At 45.5% G+C, this 21,680-nt stretch carries 22 protein-coding genes and 1 other annotated feature; of the genes, 12 read left to right on the top strand and 10 right to left on the bottom strand.

All coding sequences use genetic code 11. The features are described 5' to 3' along the window. Positions 1 to 248 precede the first annotated feature (248 nt). Together C558_RS0124270 and C558_RS0124265 are read right to left on the bottom strand one after the other, a co-directional pair. The gene (locus tag C558_RS0124270; protein ID WP_018758916.1) at positions 249 to 749 is read right to left on the bottom strand and encodes a GNAT family N-acetyltransferase; all 501 of its coding nucleotides are present in this window, start codon (positions 747 to 749) and stop codon (positions 249 to 251) included. A 76-nt stretch (positions 750 to 825) separates the two neighbouring features. Further along, positions 826 to 2,085: a methyl-accepting chemotaxis protein gene (locus C558_RS0124265; protein WP_018758915.1), complete on the bottom strand. Its 1,260-nt coding sequence runs from the start codon at positions 2,083 to 2,085 to the stop codon at positions 826 to 828. Between the two features lie 199 nt (positions 2,086 to 2,284). Here C558_RS0124265 and C558_RS0124260 point away from each other — a divergent pair, with 199 nt between their 5' ends. Continuing rightward, the gene (locus C558_RS0124260; RefSeq protein ID WP_018758914.1) at positions 2,285 to 2,695 is read left to right on the top strand and encodes a hypothetical protein; all 411 of its coding nucleotides are present in this window, start codon (positions 2,285 to 2,287) and stop codon (positions 2,693 to 2,695) included. Between the two features lie 91 nt (positions 2,696 to 2,786). Here the strand turns inward: C558_RS0124260 and pfkB are convergent, their stop codons facing one another. Both pfkB and C558_RS0124250 read right to left on the bottom strand, forming a co-directional pair. Then, positions 2,787 to 3,767, bottom strand: a complete 981-nt coding sequence (gene pfkB, locus C558_RS0124255) for a 1-phosphofructokinase (protein WP_018758913.1) — start codon at positions 3,765 to 3,767, stop codon at positions 2,787 to 2,789. Beyond that, positions 3,754 to 4,626: a class II fructose-bisphosphate aldolase gene (locus tag C558_RS0124250; RefSeq protein ID WP_018758912.1), complete on the bottom strand. Its 873-nt coding sequence runs from the start codon at positions 4,624 to 4,626 to the stop codon at positions 3,754 to 3,756. Before C558_RS0124250 ends, pfkB begins: the two co-directional genes overlap by 14 nt. An 88-nt stretch (positions 4,627 to 4,714) precedes the next feature. Here C558_RS0124250 and C558_RS0124245 point away from each other — a divergent pair, with 88 nt between their 5' ends. Both C558_RS0124245 and C558_RS0124240 read left to right on the top strand, forming a co-directional pair. Continuing rightward, positions 4,715 to 5,773, top strand: coding sequence for an SIS domain-containing protein (locus C558_RS0124245; protein ID WP_018758911.1), 1,059 nt, complete (start codon positions 4,715 to 4,717; stop codon positions 5,771 to 5,773). A 19-nt stretch (positions 5,774 to 5,792) separates the two neighbouring features. Then, positions 5,793 to 6,578, top strand: coding sequence for a DeoR/GlpR family DNA-binding transcription regulator (locus C558_RS0124240; RefSeq protein WP_018758910.1), 786 nt, complete (start codon positions 5,793 to 5,795; stop codon positions 6,576 to 6,578). Between the two features lie 70 nt (positions 6,579 to 6,648). Here C558_RS0124240 and C558_RS0124235 read toward each other — a convergent pair whose 3' ends face one another. Continuing rightward, positions 6,649 to 7,617 carry an aldose 1-epimerase gene (locus tag C558_RS0124235; protein ID WP_018758909.1) on the bottom strand — a complete coding sequence of 323 codons (969 nt, stop codon included), beginning with the start codon at positions 7,615 to 7,617 and terminating at the stop codon, positions 6,649 to 6,651. 155 nt (positions 7,618 to 7,772) lie between these two features. Then, positions 7,773 to 8,027 (top strand) — a binding site (T-box leader). A gap of 52 nt (positions 8,028 to 8,079) precedes the next feature. On the opposite strand from C558_RS0124235, the gene trpS reads away from it, so the two are divergent. Further along, the gene (trpS, locus tag C558_RS0124230; RefSeq protein ID WP_018758908.1) at positions 8,080 to 9,063 is read left to right on the top strand and encodes a tryptophan--tRNA ligase; all 984 of its coding nucleotides are present in this window, start codon (positions 8,080 to 8,082) and stop codon (positions 9,061 to 9,063) included. 48 nt (positions 9,064 to 9,111) lie between these two features. On the opposite strand, the gene C558_RS33980 is transcribed toward trpS, so the two are convergent. Beyond that, positions 9,112 to 9,288 (bottom strand): DUF5325 family protein, encoded by a 177-nt coding sequence (locus C558_RS33980; protein ID WP_018758907.1) that lies wholly within the window; start codon positions 9,286 to 9,288, stop codon positions 9,112 to 9,114. A 125-nt stretch (positions 9,289 to 9,413) separates the two neighbouring features. On the opposite strand from C558_RS33980, the gene C558_RS0124220 reads away from it, so the two are divergent. Further along, positions 9,414 to 9,638, top strand: coding sequence for an alpha/beta-type small acid-soluble spore protein (locus C558_RS0124220; RefSeq protein WP_018758906.1), 225 nt, complete (start codon positions 9,414 to 9,416; stop codon positions 9,636 to 9,638). Between the two features lie 122 nt (positions 9,639 to 9,760). On the opposite strand, the gene C558_RS0124215 is transcribed toward C558_RS0124220, so the two are convergent. After that, entirely contained in the window at positions 9,761 to 10,756 is a 996-nt protein-coding gene (locus C558_RS0124215) for a metal-dependent hydrolase (protein WP_018758905.1), read from the bottom strand. Positions 10,757 to 10,986: 230 nt separating this feature from the next. On the opposite strand from C558_RS0124215, the gene cyoE reads away from it, so the two are divergent. Continuing rightward, on the top strand, positions 10,987 to 11,919 hold the full coding sequence (gene cyoE / locus C558_RS0124210) for a heme o synthase (RefSeq protein ID WP_018758904.1): 933 nt from the start codon (positions 10,987 to 10,989) through the stop codon (positions 11,917 to 11,919). A gap of 199 nt (positions 11,920 to 12,118) precedes the next feature. Here cyoE and C558_RS0124205 read toward each other — a convergent pair whose 3' ends face one another. The 3 genes from C558_RS0124205 to C558_RS0124195 all read right to left on the bottom strand — a co-directional run bounded on the left by C558_RS0124205 (position 12,119) and on the right by C558_RS0124195 (position 14,169). Beyond that, positions 12,119 to 12,466: a toprim domain-containing protein gene (locus C558_RS0124205; protein WP_018758903.1), complete on the bottom strand. Its 348-nt coding sequence runs from the start codon at positions 12,464 to 12,466 to the stop codon at positions 12,119 to 12,121. Between the two features lie 273 nt (positions 12,467 to 12,739). Continuing rightward, a complete protein-coding gene (locus tag C558_RS34820) occupies positions 12,740 to 12,835 on the bottom strand; it encodes a YjcZ family sporulation protein (protein ID WP_245583868.1) in 96 nt (31 codons plus the stop codon). Positions 12,836 to 13,020: 185 nt separating this feature from the next. Then, positions 13,021 to 14,169 (bottom strand): MFS transporter, encoded by a 1,149-nt coding sequence (locus C558_RS0124195; RefSeq protein ID WP_018758901.1) that lies wholly within the window; start codon positions 14,167 to 14,169, stop codon positions 13,021 to 13,023. 234 nt (positions 14,170 to 14,403) lie between these two features. On the opposite strand from C558_RS0124195, the gene C558_RS0124190 reads away from it, so the two are divergent. From C558_RS0124190 to C558_RS0124165, 6 genes are all read left to right on the top strand, one after another. Then, positions 14,404 to 14,838: a hypothetical protein gene (locus tag C558_RS0124190; protein WP_018758900.1), complete on the top strand. Its 435-nt coding sequence runs from the start codon at positions 14,404 to 14,406 to the stop codon at positions 14,836 to 14,838. A gap of 158 nt (positions 14,839 to 14,996) precedes the next feature. After that, a complete protein-coding gene (locus C558_RS0124185; protein WP_018758899.1) occupies positions 14,997 to 17,150 on the top strand; it encodes a peptidoglycan D,D-transpeptidase FtsI family protein in 2,154 nt (717 codons plus the stop codon). A gap of 150 nt (positions 17,151 to 17,300) precedes the next feature. Then, positions 17,301 to 18,443: a GNAT family N-acetyltransferase gene (locus C558_RS32815; protein WP_018758898.1), complete on the top strand. Its 1,143-nt coding sequence runs from the start codon at positions 17,301 to 17,303 to the stop codon at positions 18,441 to 18,443. Between the two features lie 299 nt (positions 18,444 to 18,742). Next, complete coding sequence (locus C558_RS0124175) at positions 18,743 to 19,486, top strand: Cof-type HAD-IIB family hydrolase (RefSeq protein ID WP_018758897.1); 744 nt, start codon at positions 18,743 to 18,745, stop codon at positions 19,484 to 19,486. 12 nt (positions 19,487 to 19,498) lie between these two features. Beyond that, positions 19,499 to 19,990 carry a DUF456 domain-containing protein gene (locus C558_RS0124170; protein WP_018758896.1) on the top strand — a complete coding sequence of 164 codons (492 nt, stop codon included), beginning with the start codon at positions 19,499 to 19,501 and terminating at the stop codon, positions 19,988 to 19,990. A 26-nt stretch (positions 19,991 to 20,016) separates the two neighbouring features. Further along, positions 20,017 to 21,654, top strand: a complete 1,638-nt coding sequence (locus tag C558_RS0124165) for a putative polysaccharide biosynthesis protein (RefSeq protein WP_018758895.1) — start codon at positions 20,017 to 20,019, stop codon at positions 21,652 to 21,654. Positions 21,655 to 21,680 lie beyond the last annotated feature (26 nt).

Raw genomic sequence — 21,680 nt, 5'->3', positions numbered from 1 at the left:
AAAAAGGAGGCAGCGTGGTCGCTGCCTCCTTTACTTTTCCCTACTTCCTCTACTTCGGAGAAGAATTTAAATCTCTTGTGAGCTAAAGGGCATGAAAGGGAAGGGAGGGAACTCGTGTAGGAGCCTGCGTTCGCTCTTTGGGAGCCATTTACCGCCTTCTATCTCATCAAAGTAAATGGCGGACAAGAAGCGACCGGAAGGAGTCCCTCACTTCCCCTATGGGATGCCCAATAGCTCACACTCTCGATTTAAATTCTTCTCCCCACGATCACCAGATCACGCTCGATCCCGTCCAAATTCGCTACCTGCGGCAAGGTTCCCCAAGCCTCAAAACCGAACTTGCGAAGCAGTGCCAAGCTAGGTTCATTATGACCGAATACGAACCCTAACAAGGTGTAGATATCAAGCCTTGGACATGCTTCAATCGCCCGTTGAATGAGGAGATTTCCGATCCCTTGCCCTCGGTATTCCTCAGCAATATAGATGCTAATCTCAGCTGTTGCATTGTATGCTGGACGGCCATAGAAGGATTGGAAGCTTAACCATGCTGCAATTCGCCCATCCTGTTTCAAAACCCACAGAGGGCGGAAATCTGGTGAATGCTCATCGAACCATGTCATACGGCTCTCCACAGTGACGGGGTCAAGATCCGCCGTCACCATGCGTCCCGCTATGGTGGAGTTGTAAATTTCAACAATACGATCCAGATCAGCTAAGGCTGCATCTACAATTTCATAATGTGTTTTCATCTAAGGTGCCTCATTTCTATAATTTGATTTGAAAAAACAGGACTGAAGTTCAGTCCTGTTCATTCGTATGTATGTATTAGAGTTTAAAGACGGAAATCGTTCGTTGCAACTGAACAACGACTTGCTGCATCTTCTCTGTCTGCTCAACCATGGCGAGAACCGATTGGATCTGTTCATTCATGGAAGCTGAGACCTGCTCTGTTCCAGCTGCAGATTGTTGCGTAATAGCCGATATGTTCTCAATCGTGCTTGAGATTTTCTGTGCACCTTCAAGCATGACATCGCTTTCTTTGGAGAAGTTATAAATTTCTTCTGTAATGAACCTGACACTGTTCACAATCTCTGCGAATACGCGCTCGGTTTCACGAATGAGTTCGGTCTGAATTTGAACAATATTTTCATTCGTCTGAATATTTGTGATCGCTTTCTTAATACCTTGCTCAATACCGCGAACGAGTAGGAAGACTTCTTTCGTCGATGCGGAGGATTCTTCAGCCAGTTTGCGTACTTCCTGAGCAACAACCGCGAATCCTTTACCGTGCTCACCAGCACGAGCGGCTTCTATTGAAGCGTTCAAGGACAGCAAATTCGTCTGCTCAGCAATTTCAGAGATCGTCCTCGTAATTTTCGTAATCCCATCGGCTTGCTTCGCCAATTCTTCTATCGTCATCGCAACATTTGCTGTCGCTTCAATATTTTTCTCCATGCCGTGGCTCTGGCTTTCGACAGCGCTTCGACCTTTCTCGACGAGCTGGATCGTCTGCTCGGAGCGATTATTCATCGCTTTGGTCGAGTGGGCATAAGCTTCGACTTTGCTCTCGATATCCTTGATGGATTCCGATACGGATGCGACATCTTCCGAAATCTCCGATGCGCCTGTTGCAAGCTCATTGGAAGAGGATGCGACTTGTTCCATAACAAGCTTCATGTTGTTGTTCTTATAGTAGATATCTCGGCTTGCGTCAGCGACGAGTCGGGAAATATTCGATGTATCATTCAGGATTTCTTTCAATTTATCGATCATACTGTTGAACGAATGCCCTAATTGTCCTAGTGCATCATTCGATGATACGTTGATTTTGGTGGAGAAGTCCCCTTTGGAAATGTTCAATGCAACACGAGAGATGTTCACAATCGGTTCTGTTAATAACTGTTCCAGCCAATTGATGAGCGGATAGCTAGCTGCGACCAACACAACAATGACGATCAATCCGGGAATAAATGAACCGCCCGCTGTCAGGAGTAGGATAATTGTCGCAAGGGAGAAAATACCTACAAGCGTGTAACAGCCAATTAGCAATTTAAGCTTAAAAGATAGAGAATGGAACCAGTTCATATGAACGCTCCTTTATGGGAAGATTAATCCATATTATATCAGTCAATTCAGAAATGGTCTATAAGAACGATTTGCACAATTTAAAATATATTCCAATATTTTGTATTAAATTGTTGTAAAAAGGAAAATCCTTCCGTATAATGAGGAATAAGTCCTACAAATTATGACCTAAACTGACAACAGAATGGGAGGGAATTAATTGAATTTAGAACAAATTTCTCTTGCTAGACAGACAGACATGGCGTTTAAAGAACTGGGTGAGGAGCTAGGTACCTTAACTTCGGGAACATTATTCCTTCAAATTCGAAACAATACAATTGGTAAATTTGGCATACGTCATAATCCAATTGATTGTATCGAAAGCACTGGGAGTAGACCTTCTAAGGGCCTAGATGCATCACAGCAGAGAGCATTCCGCAATATGGCTATTGAGGCTTTGAACTTCAAGAAGGGCTGGACCCACGGAGAAATTTGTTTCGATTTTACAATTCGCCAACAGATGCTTATCGCAAGCGCACAATTTGAATCGCATTACAATATGGCGAACGTCATGATTCGAATGAACCAACGTAATACGAATGTGTATGCAGGATCGAACTTGGACTCATAATTATTTAATTTTAATTCGTGATTCGCATACGTACAAAAATGAAGAACACCTCCAGAATCGAACATCAATTCTGGAGGTGTTCTATTATATTCTAGCCTTCAACAGGAATTACTTCGACGTGGACATTCGCGAACAATCGCTCGACATCTATCGGTTGAACAGAGCCAGCACCAATCATGAGCGCATTTGCACTGCCGCACGCAGAGCCTAGTCGCAGCGTATCTTCAATGCTATAGCCACGTTCTAGGGCAATTATCATACCGCTGACCATGGAGTCGCCGCTTCCGACGGGATTTACAATCTCGAGCGGTGGGAAGGTGACGCGGTATAGCTTGCCTTCATAGCCAGCAATCGCCCCGTCTTTTCCTAGAGACACGACGACACAAGCGACGCCGTCAGCCATTAATGAGAGAATGCACTCGTGCAGTTCATCAGGCGACTGGATGCTTTTGCCGACAAGCTTCTCAATTTCATGTTCATTGGGTTTGATGAGGAAAGGCTTCGCTTCGAGTCCAGCGACGAGGGCATCACCGCTTGCGTCGAGTACAATCCGAAGATCCGGATTACTGGTCCTCACATCCCGAATGAGTCTAGCGTAGGTGTCCGTAGGACAACCCATCGGCAAGCTTCCTGAGAAAGCCATGCAGGTAGAAGTCTTCGCGAGCTCTTGCAATTTCAACGACAACGCATCAATCGCGTCTGGCGTAATTCGCGGCCCAGGCTCGAGAAGCTCCGTCTGTTCATTGGGTCTGGCAGGGTCTAAGATGGTGATACATACTCGCGACTCGCCCGGAACCTCAACAAAATCATGTGTAATTCCTTCTTGATTCAGTCCCTCCGTAATGAAACGTCCTTGGGAACCTGCAACAAAACCAGATGCAATAACAGGCTGCTGTAAGGTCGAAGCGACCCTGGCAACATTAATTCCTTTGCCGCCAGCAGTCGCTACCATTTCATTCACGCGATAGGCATAATTCAGATTAAATTGAGGTACCGTGTAAGTCTTATCAATCGCTGCATTTAATGTCACGGTCACAATTTGTGAATTCATATTGGGATTAGATATAGACATCTTTCGCCCGTCCTACACAACCTGTAAGCTGCATTTTCTCGAGAGCTAATTTCTTCACTGCTTGTTTTGCTGGAACCATATATTTACGAGGATCATTTTCATTAGGATTCTGTTCGAAAATATGCTTGATCGCATCGGAGAATGCAATACGCAGTTCAGTTGCAACATTCATTTTACCCATACCCAGCGCGACACAGCGTTTCACTTGCTCAGCAGGGATACCGGAACCGCCATGCAGGACAAGTGGAACTTGAACGAGATTATAAATTTGCTCAAGTTTATGGAATGCGATATTCGGCTCACCTTTGTAAATGCCATGCGCTGTACCGATCGCTGGTGCAAAAGTAGCTACACCCGTCCGTTCTACAAATTCCACACATTCGTTAGGATCTGCAAGGCGTGCATCTTCTTCACTGACGATAATGTCATCTTCAACGCCGCCGACTTTGCCCAGCTCAGCTTCGACATTCACACCTGCTGCACGAGCAACACGTACCACTTCAGCCGTACGACGAACGTTCTCTTCGAATGGATGCATGGACGCATCGATCATCACGGAAGTATAGCCTGCACGAATACATTGGACAAGCAATTCATAGTCCGTACAATGGTCTAAATGCAGTGCAATCGGGATGGAAGACTGCTTGGCAGCGACTTGTGCAGCAGCTACGATATATTCCGGTCCTAAGTGTTTTACTGTTCCTACCGTTGTCTGAAGAATGAGTGGAGCTTGTGCTTCCTCAGCTGCTTCGACGACGGCTTGCAGCATTTCTAATGTATGGACATTGAAGGCTGTAACACCGTATCCGTTTGCCCGCGCGACTTCAAGCATTCTTGTTGATGATATCAAATGACCCATTTCCAAAACCCTCCCAATAAAATGATTGAAACAATCAAAAATATGATTTATAATTTCATTAACTCGATTATAAAGGAGGACTTTAACAGTGTCAATTGGTGCAGGTGAACTTACGTATACGGAAATTAGTGCTCAAGCCGAAGCTTTAAATGCAGCATGGGAACAATTGCAACAGCAGAAAGATTGGGTGGCCCAATATATAGGAAATGAGAAGTACGAGGAAGTTATTTTCATCGGATCAGGTTCGTCCTACTATCAAGCGCTTACAATGGCTGCTACTTACCGCAAATGGACAGGACGCAGTGCGGCAGCGTATCCATCCTCCGACATCTTCTTGTTCCGTGAACAGACATTGAATGTGAATAAGAAGCTTCTTATTGTAGGGGTATCTCGTTCTGGTGAATCTCATGAAGTGATCATTGCTCTGGATTCGTTCAAAGACGTTGCGAACTGGGATCATTGCGGTATCACATGTCACGAGACGAGTAGAATGGCGCAAATGACGGATTGTCTTCTATCTCCATTAGGAAAAGAAAAAAGTACCGTCATGACGAAATCGCTTAGCAGTATGACATTCATGATGCAAGCAGCGATTGCTCTTGTGGCAGGCAAACCAGAATTGATGGCTGAACTTGAGCAAGTGTTGGCCCTTGATGCAGCTCTTGTCAAAAAAGCCGATGATGTCATGAAAGATTGGGTTCAGACCCATGAATTCTCCCGTACAGTCTTCCTTGGTATGGGTGCCTTTGGTGGACTTGCACTTGAAGCGTGCTTGAAATTGAAAGAGATGACTTGCACATGGACAGAGGCTTACGGTACGCTTGAGTTCCGTCACGGCCCGAAATCCATTATCGAACCTGGCTCGCAAGTTGTATTGATGTTGTCGGAGTCTGCACGTGAGTTCGAGCTTAAAGTCGCTCGTGAAATGAAAGGCTACGGTGCAACTGTCGTGATCATTACGGCAGCTGCAGGAAGCGATACCACTTTTGCTGATCTTGTACTTGAAACAGGTGGACAATCGCTTAGCGATGAAGCAAGAAGTGTGCTATACTTACCATGGATTCAGTATAATGGCTACTATACAGCGATGAAATTAGGACTTAATCCGGATGATCCACGCAATCTTACGCAATTCGTAGAAATATAAATAGTAGGTGTGATAATTGATGGCAGGCTTGAACCCTTCCAAAGGCGAGCAACGAAGACAACAAATGTTGCAATTGTTGAAACAACAAGGTCGTATCACGATACAGGAAATTATTGATCAGTTCGACTGCTCTGAGGCAACGGCGCGTCGAGATCTCGATCTGCTTGATCGCAAAGGTGAAATTATACGTACGATTGGTGGGGCACTATTCGATGGGATCTCCCCTATCCGTGAAATGCCTTTTGCAGAGAAGAAGCAGCATTTGTGGCTCGAGAAGGAAGCCATTGCCCGCAAAGCTGTTGAGCTGATTGAAGAAGGAGACAGCATTTGTCTGACAGGTGGCACGACAACGTTCCTGATTGCGCGGGAATTGAAGCAGCGCCATGGCGTAACCGTCGTCACGAATGCCGTCAATATCGCGATGGAACTTGCGGATAGCGAAGGGATTCAAGTCGTTGTCGTCGGAGGGGTTATGCGGAATAAGAGCTTTGAGCTTTGCGGACCACTTGCGGAGAAGACGATCGCTCATTTGAATATCGAGAAGTTATTCATTGGAGTGGATGGAATATCTGCGGAGCAGGGGATTACGACGTATTCTGAGCTCGAGGCACAGACAGGGCGAATGCTCATGAGCCGCGCGAAGCATACAATTGCGGTATTCGACCGCACGAAGGTCAACAAAGCCTCTTTATTCTCGATAGCTCCACTAGATCAATTGCACGCTTGTGTTACGGACGCTCCCCTCGAATCTTCGATGGATGCTGTGTTCGAAGAATTAGGCATTCAACGTATTTATGGGATGTAATTCGAATCAAAAAAAGCAATGCCATGGTTAGCGCCTGTAAAGCGTAAACCGGCATTGCTTTTTTATTATGTTAGGGATGTTCGATATCAAGTGTAATCGTGAGCTCAATTTGCTCCTGCGGCTGCATGTCGATTAATCCTGTAACATCACTGCCGAATTTGGAGTTAGGCGCATCGGTTAACCAGGTGTATGGCTCTAAGCAAATGAATTGATCGGCCTCACCTTTTGTATATAATACCCAATGTTTGAAGTATGGTTGATTTGCGCTATATTTGATCTTGAGTCCGTCATTGCGCGTTAATTGAGCCTCGAAGGGTTGATCTTGAGTGCCGCGGAAGACGGTATCCAAGTTGACTCCTTGTAAGTTCAATCCGTTAGGCAATTCGCTAAATTCACCGAGTGATACGACTTCGCCTGTTGTAATCAGTTCTTCATCTAATGCATAGATTGCATCAACAGGGACTTGTACATTCCATTGATCTGGAGTCCCATCGATCATGAACCACGTATGAACGCCATATCCGAACGGAGCAGATTGTTCTCCTAGATTCTGAACATGCAAAGTCTGCTTCAATTCTGTGCCCCGGAGCTCAAGAACGACTTCGAGCTTCAATGGGGTAGGGTATTGACGGATCCAATTTGGATCTTCTTTCGTATAGAAGGTTGTCGTAATCGAACAGTAATCATCTTGCTCCTGCAAATCGGTAACCTTCCAAGATTGTGTACGATGCAGGCCGTGAATATGATTATTGTTCGCTGTATTTTGGTCGAATTGGTACTGTACGCCAGAATATTCGAATTTGCCTCGACGAATTCTGCCTGGCGGGATTAGGATAGGAATCCCAAAGTGATAAGGCTTCTGCATGTAGAACTCATAATCTGATTCTTCCGGTTTACGCAGTACATCGCGCTCTAGCACTTTGTCCCAAATTCGAATCACATTATTTCCAAGCCCAGGCAGCAGCGTAACGGCAAGCTGATCGCTATTTAATATATATGTATCTTGTCCGCTCCACTGGCCTTTCGTCACTTGATACATAGTTGCTCAACTCCTTTTATGGATAATAACCGACATCTCACTACTTCATCATACCAGATGTTCCGTGTAAAGTCATAAGTGCACCTAGGTTCACAGTCTGTCCCTTCTTGATTGACAATTAGGGGTCAGATTGTTATGATTAGCGCAAATATTTGTTTAAAGCCGTGAAAGGGATAAGTAAGTTGATGGAATGATACTTCAGAAAGCCGGTGTTCGCTGCGAACCGGTGTATCACATGAACCGAATGGACCCTGGAGTGCTGAGCGCAGAACGATTATGGAGCTTACTTGCGTAAGCCGGGTCTAGTATGCCAGCCGTCAGTTCCACGTTACGGAATACGAAAGATTTGCTGCTGAGGAATGACTGGCAGCAGATAAATTAGGGTGGCACCACGGTCTCTCGTCCCTTGCGGCGGGAGGCCTTTTTGTATTGTTTGATAAGGAATGAAGGGGGTCATAGGAAATGAAAAAAGTATTATCAGGGATTCAGCCGAGTGGTCAGCTTACCCTCGGGAATTACATTGGAGCGATGCAGAATTTCGTGAAGTTACAGAATGATCATGAATGTTATTTCATGGTGGTGGATTTGCATGCAATTACTGTGCCGCAAGATCCAGCTGCGCTGCGCGAACAATCGGAGGCGGTTGCAACATTGTATGTGGCGGCAGGGATCGATCCGGCCAAAGCGAACATCTTCATGCAATCCCATGTGCGCGGACATGCGGAGCTAGGTTGGTTATTAACGACGTTAAGCTATATGGGCGAATTAGAGCGGATGACGCAGTTCAAAGATAAGTCAGCCGGCAAAGAGTCGATTGGCACGGGGTTGTTCGTCTATCCAGCGCTTATGGCTGCAGATATTCTGATCTACAACGCGGATCTAGTACCTGTAGGAGATGATCAGAAGCAGCATCTGGAATTGACTCGTGATCTCGCAGGTCGGTTCAACAGTCGTTATGGAGACTATTTCACTGTACCAGAGCCTTATATTCCGAAGATTGGTGCACGCGTGATGTCACTGGATGACGCATCGAAGAAAATGAGTAAGAGCAATCCGAACCCTGGCAGCTTCATCGCACTTCTGGATCCGCCAGATGTGGTACGGAAGAAAATTAGCCGGGCAACAACAGACTCAGGTCGTGAAGTGAAATTCGATCCTGCGGATAAACCGGAAGTAAGTAATCTACTCAGCATCTACTCGCATTGTGCGGGGTTGTCCATTGAACAGATTGAAGCGAAATACGAGGGACAAGGCTATGGGGCGTTTAAAAAGGATTTAGCAGAGGTTGTTGTATCGGTCCTTGAGCCGCTGCAGCAGCGTTATCGTGAGATCCGTGAGTCTGGCGAGATTCATAACATTCTGCGTCAGGGCGCTGAACGTGCTGCTGCTGTGGCAGATCAGACCGTACGCGATGTGAAGGAACGGATGGGCTTTTTGCTCCCTTAAATAACCCCGAAAACTTAAAATCCTAAACTAAAGCAAAAGCGGAGTGATTCACTCCGCTTTTTTGCGATCGAGGCGTGCTTTCATAGCGAAGCTAAATCCCATGAATCCAATGAGGCATAACGTGAATAACAAGACCAGCCATATACTGATGGCAATGGAGATGGCGATAGCTAGCATGAACAAGATATTAATGACGGCAAAAAGGAGCGATAGCGACTTTGTCATTTGGAAATACCCTCCATCAAATTTGGCTGAATATCTGAGAATAACATTCTAGAAGAAGGTCATAATAAGTTTGCAAGCTTGCAAGCAAACATATTTTAGAAGCAGGGTGAAAGGAGTTTTTACGAATGGCAAATGGACGTAACTCTTTAGTTGTACCTCAATCTTCAGCAGCTCTTGAGCAATTGAAAATGGAAGCTGCACAAGAATTGGGTGTTTCAATCCCTTCCAGTGGATACTATGGCGATGTTACTTCTCGTGAAGCAGGATCCCTTGGTGGATATATCACGAAGCGCCTTGTGCAAATCGCTGAGCAGTCTCTTGCAGGCTCCTCATCGAACCGCACTCGCTAAGCATCCATAAGAGAGAGGCTCAGAGCAGACTGCTCTGGGTCTTTCTTTTTGGCAATTTCCATTCGAACATAATATTGACGCATTCGAATGAATGCGTCAATAGATAGCGTGCTTCTTCAATTCTAAGATAACAAGAGGCTCCATTTTTTCTCAATTTGGCTGTCACTGATCCAGCCGACATAGGAATCAATTGTTTTGAACTTACGATCCATCATGACAATAGCAACGAACGGATACTGCTTGCGATGCCGATAGCGAACATCGGACCAGCGCACAATATAGCCAGCACGGATTTCTCGTACCTCAGCACAAGCATAATTCGTCAGGTAGAGGAAGGACTGAACGGTTGGATCTGCTTTGGATCCTTCGACTGCCGCATGCTTAGCGCATTTAGCTGTCTCCATAAATCGAAGTCCTGTACGGTCATAATGACCAAGAACAAAGCATCCGTCCCGTCTGGTTTTGACGATATGCCAATGCGTTAGTGAAACGGTTGGGATTGCGATGTACGTATCCCCTCGTTCATGGTCAGGATCTATCTCTGGTAACCGGCGTTCTAGAATCCAGTGGACGACGGTTCGCCATACATAATATATTGCGATGAACCCGTAGAGAATGGGAAAGATGACCTCGGGTTTGGCGAGTCCAAATGCCCATAACACAATGGCGATAACATGGGTCGTGAATATAGTCGGATCAAAGATGTGAATGATATTCCACGAAATCCATTTGGAGGAGAAGGGTCTGGCCGCCTGTGTTCCGTACGTATTAAATAAGTCGGAGAAGACATGGTAACAAGTCGATAGAAGGACCCAAAAGCCGAGATGGAAGATTGCAGCGCTTCCCCATGCAAAGCCCCATAAGAAGGAGAAAATCCCTGTAATCAGAACTGTCCATAGCAGTAGGAAGGGGAGGGAATGCGTAATGCCGCGGTGATGACGAATGTACAAGGTGTTGCTCTTGAGTCGAAGAAATCCATCGAAATCAGGCACTTGCCCTGCAATGACTGCGCCAAAGAATACGGCAGATGCCAGAGCAGGATCCGCTGCGACAGCGGGATCGATATAGGATAGGCCTGCAATACCAAGGCCCATAACAAGATGTGTGCCTGTATCCAAATCGTTCTCTCCTTCATGATGATGTTCTATTCAATATTTACCATATTTAAACTTATTATGAACGGAAATACATATTAATATGAGCGAAGTCGTCGATTACTTCCTAAATCCTATCAATGTATTGTCAAATTGATGAACTGTGACGGCGAACATTGTCAAACATCGAATGCATTTGATATGATAAATCTCACAGTAGTGTAATTGTAATTATTAGAGGAGGATCTTCAAACGTGGATAAACAGTTGAGTTACCAAGCTCCTTCTTCCGACTCGGCACCCCTTTCTCAAGTTTCGATACAAGCAGGCTCCTGGAAAGACTTTATTAATGTGATTAAGCCTGGGATTTTACGTTCGAATTTGATTGCTGCATTCGGCGGTTTCTGGCTAGCATCACAATGGGATATTAACTTTGTCAGTCTCGTCTGGATGTTGCTTGGTACAACGCTTGTTATGGCTTCTTCTTGTGCCTTTAACAATTATTACGATCGTGAATTGGATATGAAAATGACACGCACGCGTGATCGCGCGCTTCCAACAGGCCGATTAACACCGACTGTTGTGTTATGGTATTCCATTGTGCTTGGAGTTCTCGGGCTTGCCGTCCTCTTCGTATTCACGAACGTATTAGCAGGTGTACTTGGTCTTGTCGGAATGTTGGTATATGGTGGAATTTATACGTTGTGGCTTAAACGTACTTCGACATGGAGCACATCCGTGGGTGCAATTTCGGGGGCCATGCCACCGGTTATCGGGTATGTGGCAGTAACGAACGCTATAGATATGGGGGCGATCTTGTTATTCGCTCTGTTGTTCTTATGGCAGCCGCCGCATTTCTGGGCGCTAGGCATCCGTAGAGTGGAAGAATATCGCGCTGCGGGTTTCCCGTTATTACCTGTTGTCAAAGGTATACGCCGCACGAAGTTCCAGATGATTCCTTATGTCGCGTTGCTCGTGCTTGTATCCATCTTATTCTATGTATATGGATATGTTGGTTGGATCTTTTTGTGCGTTGCAACATTACTTTCCGCGGCATGGTTATTCATGACTTTTATCGGATTTAAGGCAAAGGTCGACGAAATTTGGGCGAAGAAACATTTCTTCATGTCGATCAACTATCTCATGGTGGTCTTCATCATCATGATTATTGATACGGCGCATAAGTAAGGTCAGATTGTAATCAAAAATAAGAATTTAAAATATTCCGCGATAAGAACCGAGAAGGTTGGATGAAACTAGGGAATGAGGAAACGGAGCGTAGGCGAGACTACGTGAGTACCGGAATTCCCGGTTGAATTCAAGCTTCGATGTCGAACTACTTCCTGAGTTCCTTCGTTATAATCGTGGGATATTTTAAAAACATTAATTAGAACGGGGTTGGGTCGGGGTATTGTATATACTCCTCCAACCCCGCTTTTTCTAATTGTTGAATGATGTATTCATCAGGTGTTCCTTCAACACCCGCGTACCCACGCCTTGTATAGATTTGTTCTGCATCAGGAAACGCATCGCGCAGGATGCCTCGTATTTTTTTGCCTGATGCGTCGTTGTCCATGAACAAATAGACTGCCTCATCTCCAACCTTCCTTTTTAAATCTTCTAGACGATCTGTGCTCAGGGTGCCGTATGTGCAGAGTATGGTGATGTCAGGCGACAATAACCGCTTCAGCCGGCTACGGTCGTTCTTTCCTTCGACGATTATTATGGGCTCCATGCTGCATCCCTCGTTTCTGATCTGTATATATTCCCCGGGAAATGTCGATATTTAACAATCGGGTCGTGCGCCGTTTATCAATAGTGTACAGCGTTAGACAAGCTTTATGCAAAATTACACCACAAAGTGACGCTCTGAATCCGAAGCAAATTCAGGTACTTGCGGGGACTCCAAACTGATAAATGCGATCATAACAAAAAAAGGCCCGCACATCGCGAGCCCAAGGGTAGAGGAAAGAATCGCAACTTGGCAAAAAATCAAGGAGTCAATTGACTAAATGTGATGGCGCATTGCACGAAGAACAATAACGAGCAAGATGAACAACACCAAGATCACACCAGTTGTCGTCCCCAAACCACCGCATCCAATACCGCCTACGGCAGGACCACAAGGAACGACTGGCGATACAGCTACTGGGGATATAATTCCACAATTATCGAAACCCATTTTAAGTCACCTCTCTTTCAAGCTCTTGTTAGAGACAATGTTATAGTATGTGTGGAGGGGGCTATCGTGCTGTGCGAATACCCATGCCTATGAAAATGGGTGAATCCCTATTCATGTAATGTTGGCGTGAGTTGCGTGCGCGTTCTATGATGCGCAGGCAGTATGACGAGTGCGGTCATTAGAATGAAAAATGCAATAAAGTAAGGAGAGACGAAGGTGCGCAGATTTCCTGCTAATAAAGGTCCGAAAAAATAACCAATAGACGATGCGATTGACATCGTGGAGAACATCTGCCCATAACGCGTGCCGCCACTCAGTTCAATAAGGTAGGAGGACATAGCTGGGAAAATGATACCTTTCGACATCCCGACAACAAAGAGAAGTACGATTAAGGGGAACGGCGTAGGAATCGCGATAACAAAAAAGGAAATGGCAAGAGACAGACTACCGATCCATGTTCTCACATAAGGCGAAAATCGATTCAAGAACAGTAAGCTTAGTGTAAGCAAAGCGCCAAGACTGATGACGGAGAAAAAAACGCCAGCTTTCATGATCGATTCAAGTGCTTCTTTCATCAGGGGCAGTTCAAAAAACAGAATGCCTTGTGAACAGGAGATGGCAAGCGGCAAGATGAAGAATCGCCACGGCATTTGTGGTAATGGCGCATTTTCAGGGAGCGAAATCGCCTCTTGGGAATCAGTGACTGCTGCAGGTCGATCATGAATGGCAAATACGGCAATCGCAGCGATAGCGATTAATACCCAGCCCAGTACATTAAAGGCTTGAGAGAAGCCTATTTTCGCTACGAGGAGGGCGCCAGCCGCAGGAGAGACAACAGAGGCTAACGTATGGACTAGACCATTGCCAGCCATGAGCTTTCCTTGCGTGATATGATCTTGGGCAAGTCTTGCGAGTAGCGACATACAGGCAGGAGAGAGGAAGGCGAGCACGAATCCGCTGATGGAGCGGAGTACGAGCAGTTGCCATGGATTCGTCACATGCGCTTGGAACAGAAGAATTAGACCCGCACCAAATAAACTTCCGAGAATGAAAATTCGGCTGCCGTAACGGTCTACGCCTATCCCGGCAAGTAAGTTACCAGGCAGGTGTGTGAATGAGTAAATTCCCATCATGAGACCGATAAAGGACGGGGCGGCTCCGAGAGAAATTGCAAAAGGTGTTAATATAGGATACTGCGCATGCAGATCAAAAAAAGCGACGAATAAGAACAGATACAACCATATAGCAATTTTCACAGCCACTCACTCCTTAAAGGTAGTTCAAAAATCCAACTTTTGATCACGGAGTTAATCAAGGAGCAGGTTCAATGCTGAATAGCTGGATTAATGAACAATTATTTGTAATCTCCTCTGCTATCTACTTGTACGCCTCGCGGGACGAACTTATGCCCTTATTTTAATTCAAAGGTAAGATTTACGAATAAAATGGCTATCATGTATAATGTTAAGATGTGGAAAGGAGGGAATACCATGAGTCAAGAAGTAATTATGAAGTTTCTCGAAGAGAATTGGATGCTGCTTGCCGTTGCAGTCGTTGTCCTATTCGTAGTCGTTAGCTTCCTGAAGACGGTATTGAAATGGGTGCTCGTAATCGGAATCATCCTTGGGGTGGCGATCTACAGCGGGTATACGATTGATGATCTTAACAAGGTTGTTACGACAGTCAAAGATGATGCTGTTCAGACACTCAAAGATCAAGCGACGAACGCCATGCTGAAAGAAGCCAAAAATGCTGAATATACACAAAATGATGACGGAACTTATAGCATAAAGACAGATAACCTCGAAATTACAGGAAAAGCGAAGGAAGATAAAGTGAAGGTGTCATTCCGTGGCATATCGCTCGGCGAAATGAGCCTAAATGATGCGACGGTCAAATCGTTTATGGAGCAGGCGACCAAGTAATATTTCATTCGTTACATAGAAAACGCTTCGATGGAGTGATCGAGGCGTTTTTTTGTGTGGGAAGAATCATAGTAAAGATGCAATAGAGGGGTGAAATATGGTACACTACTTCTGGTAGTTTTAACGGACATTTGGTAAAAAGGAAGGACTAACGAAGTATGAGCAATCATTCGATGGATGACCAGCAAAAACGGGAAATCACGAACCGACGGAACTTCTCTATGCGGCTTAATATATTTTTCTTCATTTCATTTATTGTCTTCTCGGTATTAATTGTGAGACTTGCTATTCTACAATTCGTCGAAGGGCCGGAATTGAAGGCGATGGCAGATAAAATGGGAACAAAAGAAGTACCAATCCCGCCGATTCGTGGATCGATTTATGATTCAACCGGGGAGCCTATCGCCTATTCCACCTCGACACAGTCTTTATACTTTACGTTAAATAAGAATTACACCTTGGACGAGAATAAGGCAGAATTAAATCAAATCATATCCAGCTTGAAAAAGGTATTCGATAAATACGGAGATCCGAACGTGCCTCAGATGAACGAAGACGACATTCGCTACCAGATGGATGTCGAATCACGGCTCAATTATGGTTATGTGCCTCGGCGGATTAAATCCGGTCTGACACAGAAGGAAATCGCTTATTTCATGCAGCATAAGGAAGAGTTCAAAGGCATTGATATTGTCGAAGAAAGCATTCGGAACTATGATCCCGATACAGTGGCTGTTCAATTGGTCGGTTATCTGAAGAAATATAAATCCGCGGTCAATCCACAGGGTGGTCTAGATTACTACCGGAAAATTGAAGAAGATAGTAATAATTTGGATAGTAAATCCGATGAGAAATATTTGCAAAATGAAGATGTAGGCTTTGATGGGCTGGAGTTGTTGTACCAGAAGGAATTACGTGGCAAGAACGGAATTAAGAAGTTCCCGGTGAATAACGCAGGTCGTATTATTGGACCGATGGAACTGACGAAGCCGACGAAAGGCGATAATTTGATCTTAACGATCAATAAGAACGTCCAATTGAAAACCGAGCAGGCAATTATGGATGGGATTAAGCGCATTAATGATAGAGCTCATTTATCCAGAGGCTTTAAACCAAATCCTCGTGCAGGTTATGCGGTAGCAATGGAAGTGAAGACAGGCAATGTCGTCGCCATGGCCAGTATGCCGGATTATGATCCGAACATTTGGCGTGGGGGCAAAATTAGCACAGATGATTATAACGAGATTGAGAGCCGTTATGTGAACGGGACGATTCGTTCGGTATCGCAGAAATATAAGACGCAGAAGGAACAGAACAGACATCCGTCTTCCATTGTTCCATTGGGTTCTGTAATTAAGCCATTATCTGTACTCATTGGATTGCAGGAGCAATTGTTCACTTCAAGGACTGTGTATCAAGATCATGGGTTTTTCCAATTTGGTAAAAAAGGACATGAAGTTAAGATCCGAAATGCATCGAACAAAGCAAATGGATCGATAACAGCGTCAAGAGCGATTGAGAAATCATCTAACGCATTTATGGCTGAAATGGTTGGGAATAATCTGTATATGCGAGATGGTGAAGCTGGGGTTGAACTTTGGGATAGATATATGAAAAAATTCGGACTCGGCGTATCGACAGAAAGCGGATTGTTGAATGAGAGTGTTGGTACAGTGGATTACTACAAAGAGATTAAAACGGGTAGTGCCCAATCGGCTCTTTCATATGCTGCGTTTGGACAGCAAGGTCGCTATACAACGCTGCAACTTGCCCAATATGTCACGATGCTGGCAAATCACGGTAAACGGTTGAAACCGCAGTTTGTTAAAGAAATTCAAGATACAGACAAAAATGTAGTAAAAACTTTTAAGCCAGAAGTGCTTAACGAGGTTAAGTTCAATGAATCATATTGGAAGACGATCGAAGCTGGGATGGCCAAAGTTAGTGTAACGGGATTCGAAGGTTTCCCATATTCGTTTAACCGTAAGACAGGTACATCACAGCAAGATGTTGGCTCTAATATTAAAGTCGAGAATGCGGTATTTATTGCCTATGCTCCGGCAGAGAATCCCGTTCTCGCTGTCGCTGTCGTTGTGCCGGAAGGTGGATACGGCGGACAGGGGGCAGCCCCGATCGCACGTGAAATTTTCGATGCGTATGATGCAGAAGTGGGACTCGACGGCGTGCCGAAGAACCCAACGAAGAAGCCAGAGACACCTGCGAATGGCCAACAAACGGGTACATCAGGTACAAATTCAACAACCACGAGTGGAAACGGAAGTAATGGTTCCACGAGTAATAGTGGTAGATAACACAAGAACTACGGACGTAATAGGATTAAGAAACCCTGAAAGTTTGGGGTTTCTTTTTGTTTCTGAATGATTTAGGCAGGAAAATGATTGCTTTTGTCAAAGTATGTTGTTAATCAAACTGTTCAAGTAATGCATGGGGAGGTTCATAGTATGGCAGATATTCGAAGATTACAATCCGAGCAAGAATGGAAAGAGGCAATTGCCCTCTCAGATGCTACATTTCGGGATCATGAGCATCGTTCGATGGGTGAAGCATATCCTTATGTGTTCTCCAGTAGTTTAGGTCAATCCTATGGTGCATTTGTTGATGGGAGATTAGTTTCATTTATGGGACTCGTGCCTGCTGTAATTCGCATAGGCCCCGCAGCGTTGAATGTATATAGTCTAGGCTCGGTATGTACACATCCCGATTATCGGGGCCAAGGGATTGCTGGGGATATATTGAGCGAAATATTCTCACATATCGATGATGCAGATGGAACCATGTTGTTCGTATCCGGCAGTCGTTCTTTGTATTCTCGGGCAGGTTGTTACCCATTCGGACGAGTGTATGGATGTCGATACGATTCATCCCACTTATCCAGTCAGGAGCTCAGAGAGGCAATAGATCATTTCGTAATTAGGGAAATTCAATCGACAGATTGGTTTCAGCTACATCATCTAACCCAAGGTGAATCCGTACGGTACGAGCAGAGCCTATGGGACTTAGCGCAATTGATTGAAGCCGGTGCGGTCGCGAGCAATAGAAAGCATACGATGCACTCACTGGTGGCTGAGCGTGAAGGTAAGGTTCAGGCTTTTATTGTCTACAGTATCCCTACAGCAGCATCGACCGAGGTCAGCCCTGAGGTGTATCATTACGCAGGAGATCGGGCTACGATTCATATGTTGTTCGAGCGCGCGATGGCAACCCTTGCTGCAGCAGGATTGAACATAACCGTACCTGCTCATGATCTCGAGATGCAAGAACAATTGAAGCATGTACATCATGAAGAACGGAAATGCGGAGGGACGTTGAAGATTATTCGTTCAGAGCGACTGCTCGAACAACTGCGTCCGTATCTGGCGACGCAATCATCGGAGGTTGCAGAACAGATCGCTGTATCGTCATTGGAAAATGGTCATACATGGATTACCGTCGGTGATCGATCTGTCGAAGTCACACCAGAAGAGCTGCTGGATGTGCTATTCGGTTCAAATGAAGCCATTTCCATGGAGGAGGAATTAAGAACCCTCCTGAACCATGTTTTTCCCGTTCCACTCCCCTTCAATGGCGGATTGAATTTCGTATAACACATGCGCGATAAGAGAGCAGAAATTTGCTCTCTTTTTCTTTCGTCCAATAGTTTCCTATATCCAACTTTTTTGGAGGGGCGGAACAATCGGATAAGGTCCTGCATTTAATGGAGTATAAGGGGACAAATTAACCCCTCACGAGAGGTGGGATGATGCGATGCGTAAAGGGCGTAAATGGAGTTCCTCCCTGAAACGGTTTCTGATGGCCCTTGTCTTTTTAACTTTTTAACACGATCTATGGTAAAATGTCGATATGCAGCAAATGCGGAATATCAGATAGAGAATTGGAGGAGACAATGGGAAGCTATAAATTGCTGGCACTCGACATGGATGGAACAGTATTAAATGATCAACAGCAGATTACACCGGATACAGCGTATTGGATACAGGAGGCTGTGAAGGCAGGCATTACGGTCAGCTTCTCAACGGGTCGTGGATTCGATTCTGCCATGCCTTACGCAAAGCAGCTTGGACTGGACTCACCGATGATTACGGTGAACGGCGGCGAGGTATGGTCAGCGCCCTATCAGCTTCATCGCAGACATCTGATGGATGCAGGAGTCATGAAGGAGCTGTATCAGATCGTGAAGCGATATGATGTATGGTTCTGGGCTTATTCGGTAGGTCAAATCTATCTGCGCTCGAGCTGGGATAACGAGATCATCTTCGAGGATAAAGAATGGCTCAAATTCGGATATACCGTTGAAGATGATGGGATGCGTCATGAGATCTTATCCCAGCTTCGAGCAATGGGCGGGCTGGAGATTACGAATTCTTCGCCGACCAATATTGAATTAAATCCGAAGGGCATATCTAAGGCATCAGGACTTCTGGATGTATGTGAGCTGCTCGGGATTGGTATGCATGAAGTGGTTGCCGTTGGCGACAGTATTAATGATCTAGCAGCGATTCAAGCTGTTGGTCTCGGGGTTGCGATGGGCAATGCACAAGAAACGGTGAAGGAAGCGGCAGACCAAGTCGTAGCTTCGAATGAAGAAGACGGTGTCGCTGAAGTGATCCGTAAATTTTTATTGACATAGGAGGAGTTCGGGATGACTCTAGAGATCATCGGCTGGATCTTGGTTGTCGTCTTATTCGCAGTAGGCATGGCTGGTACAATCTACCCGATTCTACCGGGGGCAGTGGCCATTTATGCGGCATACTTCGTTTACGGACTATGTATTAGCTTCGAGCCTTTTGGAATATGGTTCTGGAGTATTCAGACAGTCATCGTTATTGTGCTGTTCATCGCCGATTATGTGGTCAGCGCCTGGGGTGTCAAGAAATATGGTGGTTCACGCGCATCCATAATTGGGAGTACGATTGGGATTATTATTGGCCCCTTTGTGATCCCGGTTGCAGGTCTACTGCTCGGGCCGCTGCTCGGTGCAATGATTGGTGAGATGATGACGGGTTCCGATATGAATCGTGCGATTAAGGTTGGTTTTGGCTCATTAGTGGGCTTGTTCACAAGTACCCTCGTGAAGATTGTGTTGCAGCTTGCCATGATCGTAATCTTCATCATCTGGGTTGTTAGTGCGTAAGTAGAGGAGAAGGGAAGATTGTTGTCGTGGCAAAAGAATCATTTATCAAAGGGACGCTCATACTCGCAGCAGCTGCGTTAATCGCGCGCGTGCTCGGTGTGGTACAGCGGGTGCCTTTGGAGCATATGCTTGGGGTAAGCGGAGGGGCGGCCTTTGGATTAGCATCGAATGTCTATTTAATGCTGCTGACATTTGCGACAGCCGGCATTCCAAGCACGTTAGGTAAGATGGTGTCCGAGAAATATGCGCTGAATCGCCCACAAGAGGCGCAGCGGATTTATTTTGCTGCTATTCTATTCGGCCTAGGTATGGGGGGGATCATCACAGCGCTGCTCTACATATTCGCGCCTGTCTATGCAGCGATGAGTTCTGTTCCGGAGGCAACGCTTGCTATTCGGGCTTTAGCGCCAGCGCTGATCTTGTTCCCTGTTATCGCGATGATGCGCGGTTATTTCCAAGGGCGAAATCAAATGGCACCCGGCGGGATATCGCAAATTATTGAGCAAATTTTACGTGTAATAACAGCTGTTGGTCTTGCGTATCTGTTCTTAACGTGGGGCTACAGTGAAGAGAAAATGGCTGCAGGCGCTTCCTTCGGCGGCGTGCTTGGCAGTATCGGTGCCTTTCTCGTGATGTTGTATTATGCTAGGAAGCTGAAGAAGGCAGACCGTGAAGCGGGACTAGCCCGGAATGGGCAAGATAAGAGCGTTATTATGCCTCTTCGTCAAATATACAAGGATATTTTCAAGCTTTCGATTCCGATCGTCATTACATCGCTTGCAGTACCTATCATTTATTTCATTGATTCGAGTATAATCGTTCCAATTCTGAAAGGACAGATTGGCGAGCCTCTTGCGAAGGAAGCACTTAAAGTCTTAACGATGAATGCACAATCCATTGCAGGTATTCCCCCGATTCTGGCGATCGCACTAAGTACATCGATCATTCCGATTATTTCAAGCGCTTTTGCGCGCAAAGAGATGGATCATCTGAATAAGCAGGTAACCTTAGCTCTTCGGATTGCGATTCTGTCTGGGACGCCAATCGTGCTCATTCTTTGCACCGCTGCCTTCTCCGTGAATGGTCTGTTATTCAGTAGTACGAATGGTAGCGGAATTATTTCGTTATTAACGTTCTGTACCATTTTCCAAATTGTTATGATGGTATCGGGTTCGATTCTGTTCGGTCTTGGACGACCTAAGACACCGATGTTTCATGTGATGATTGGTATTGCCGTAAAGTTAGCCGGAAGTTTCACGCTGGGTTATGTTTTCGGCATTTATGGGATTGTTGGTTCAACGATGCTTTGCTTTGCCGTTACGATGTATTTGAATCAACGTTCGCTCAAGCAAATCGTCGATTTTAAGATCCTGGGCTCACGGTGGGCTGGTTTCTTGACGACGGTCATTGCCTTAGCAGGTATTGGCTATCTTATCGAATGGGCAGGTAATCAATTAACTCATGTTATGCATGCGCGTATCGCGTATTTCATCTCATCCAGTTTAGTCGGATTGGTGTTGATTGTACTCTATCCCGTGATGCTGGTCGTGTTCCGTGTCGTTACGCAGCAGGAGCTTAGCAGTTATCCGCGTCCGCTTCGCAAGGTATTCCAGCCATTGATGCGATTGCAGCGTGGACAAGCCGTTCAATCTTCAGATTCCTAATGGAATTCAATTCCCTATGAAGGAGT

This window comes from Paenibacillus terrigena DSM 21567, assembly GCF_000374845.1.
Lineage (GTDB): Bacteria > Bacillota > Bacilli > Paenibacillales > Paenibacillaceae > Paenibacillus_K > Paenibacillus_K terrigena.
The sequence above is the reverse complement of the archived record's forward strand: the minus strand, read 5'-3'. Positions and strand labels throughout refer to the sequence as shown.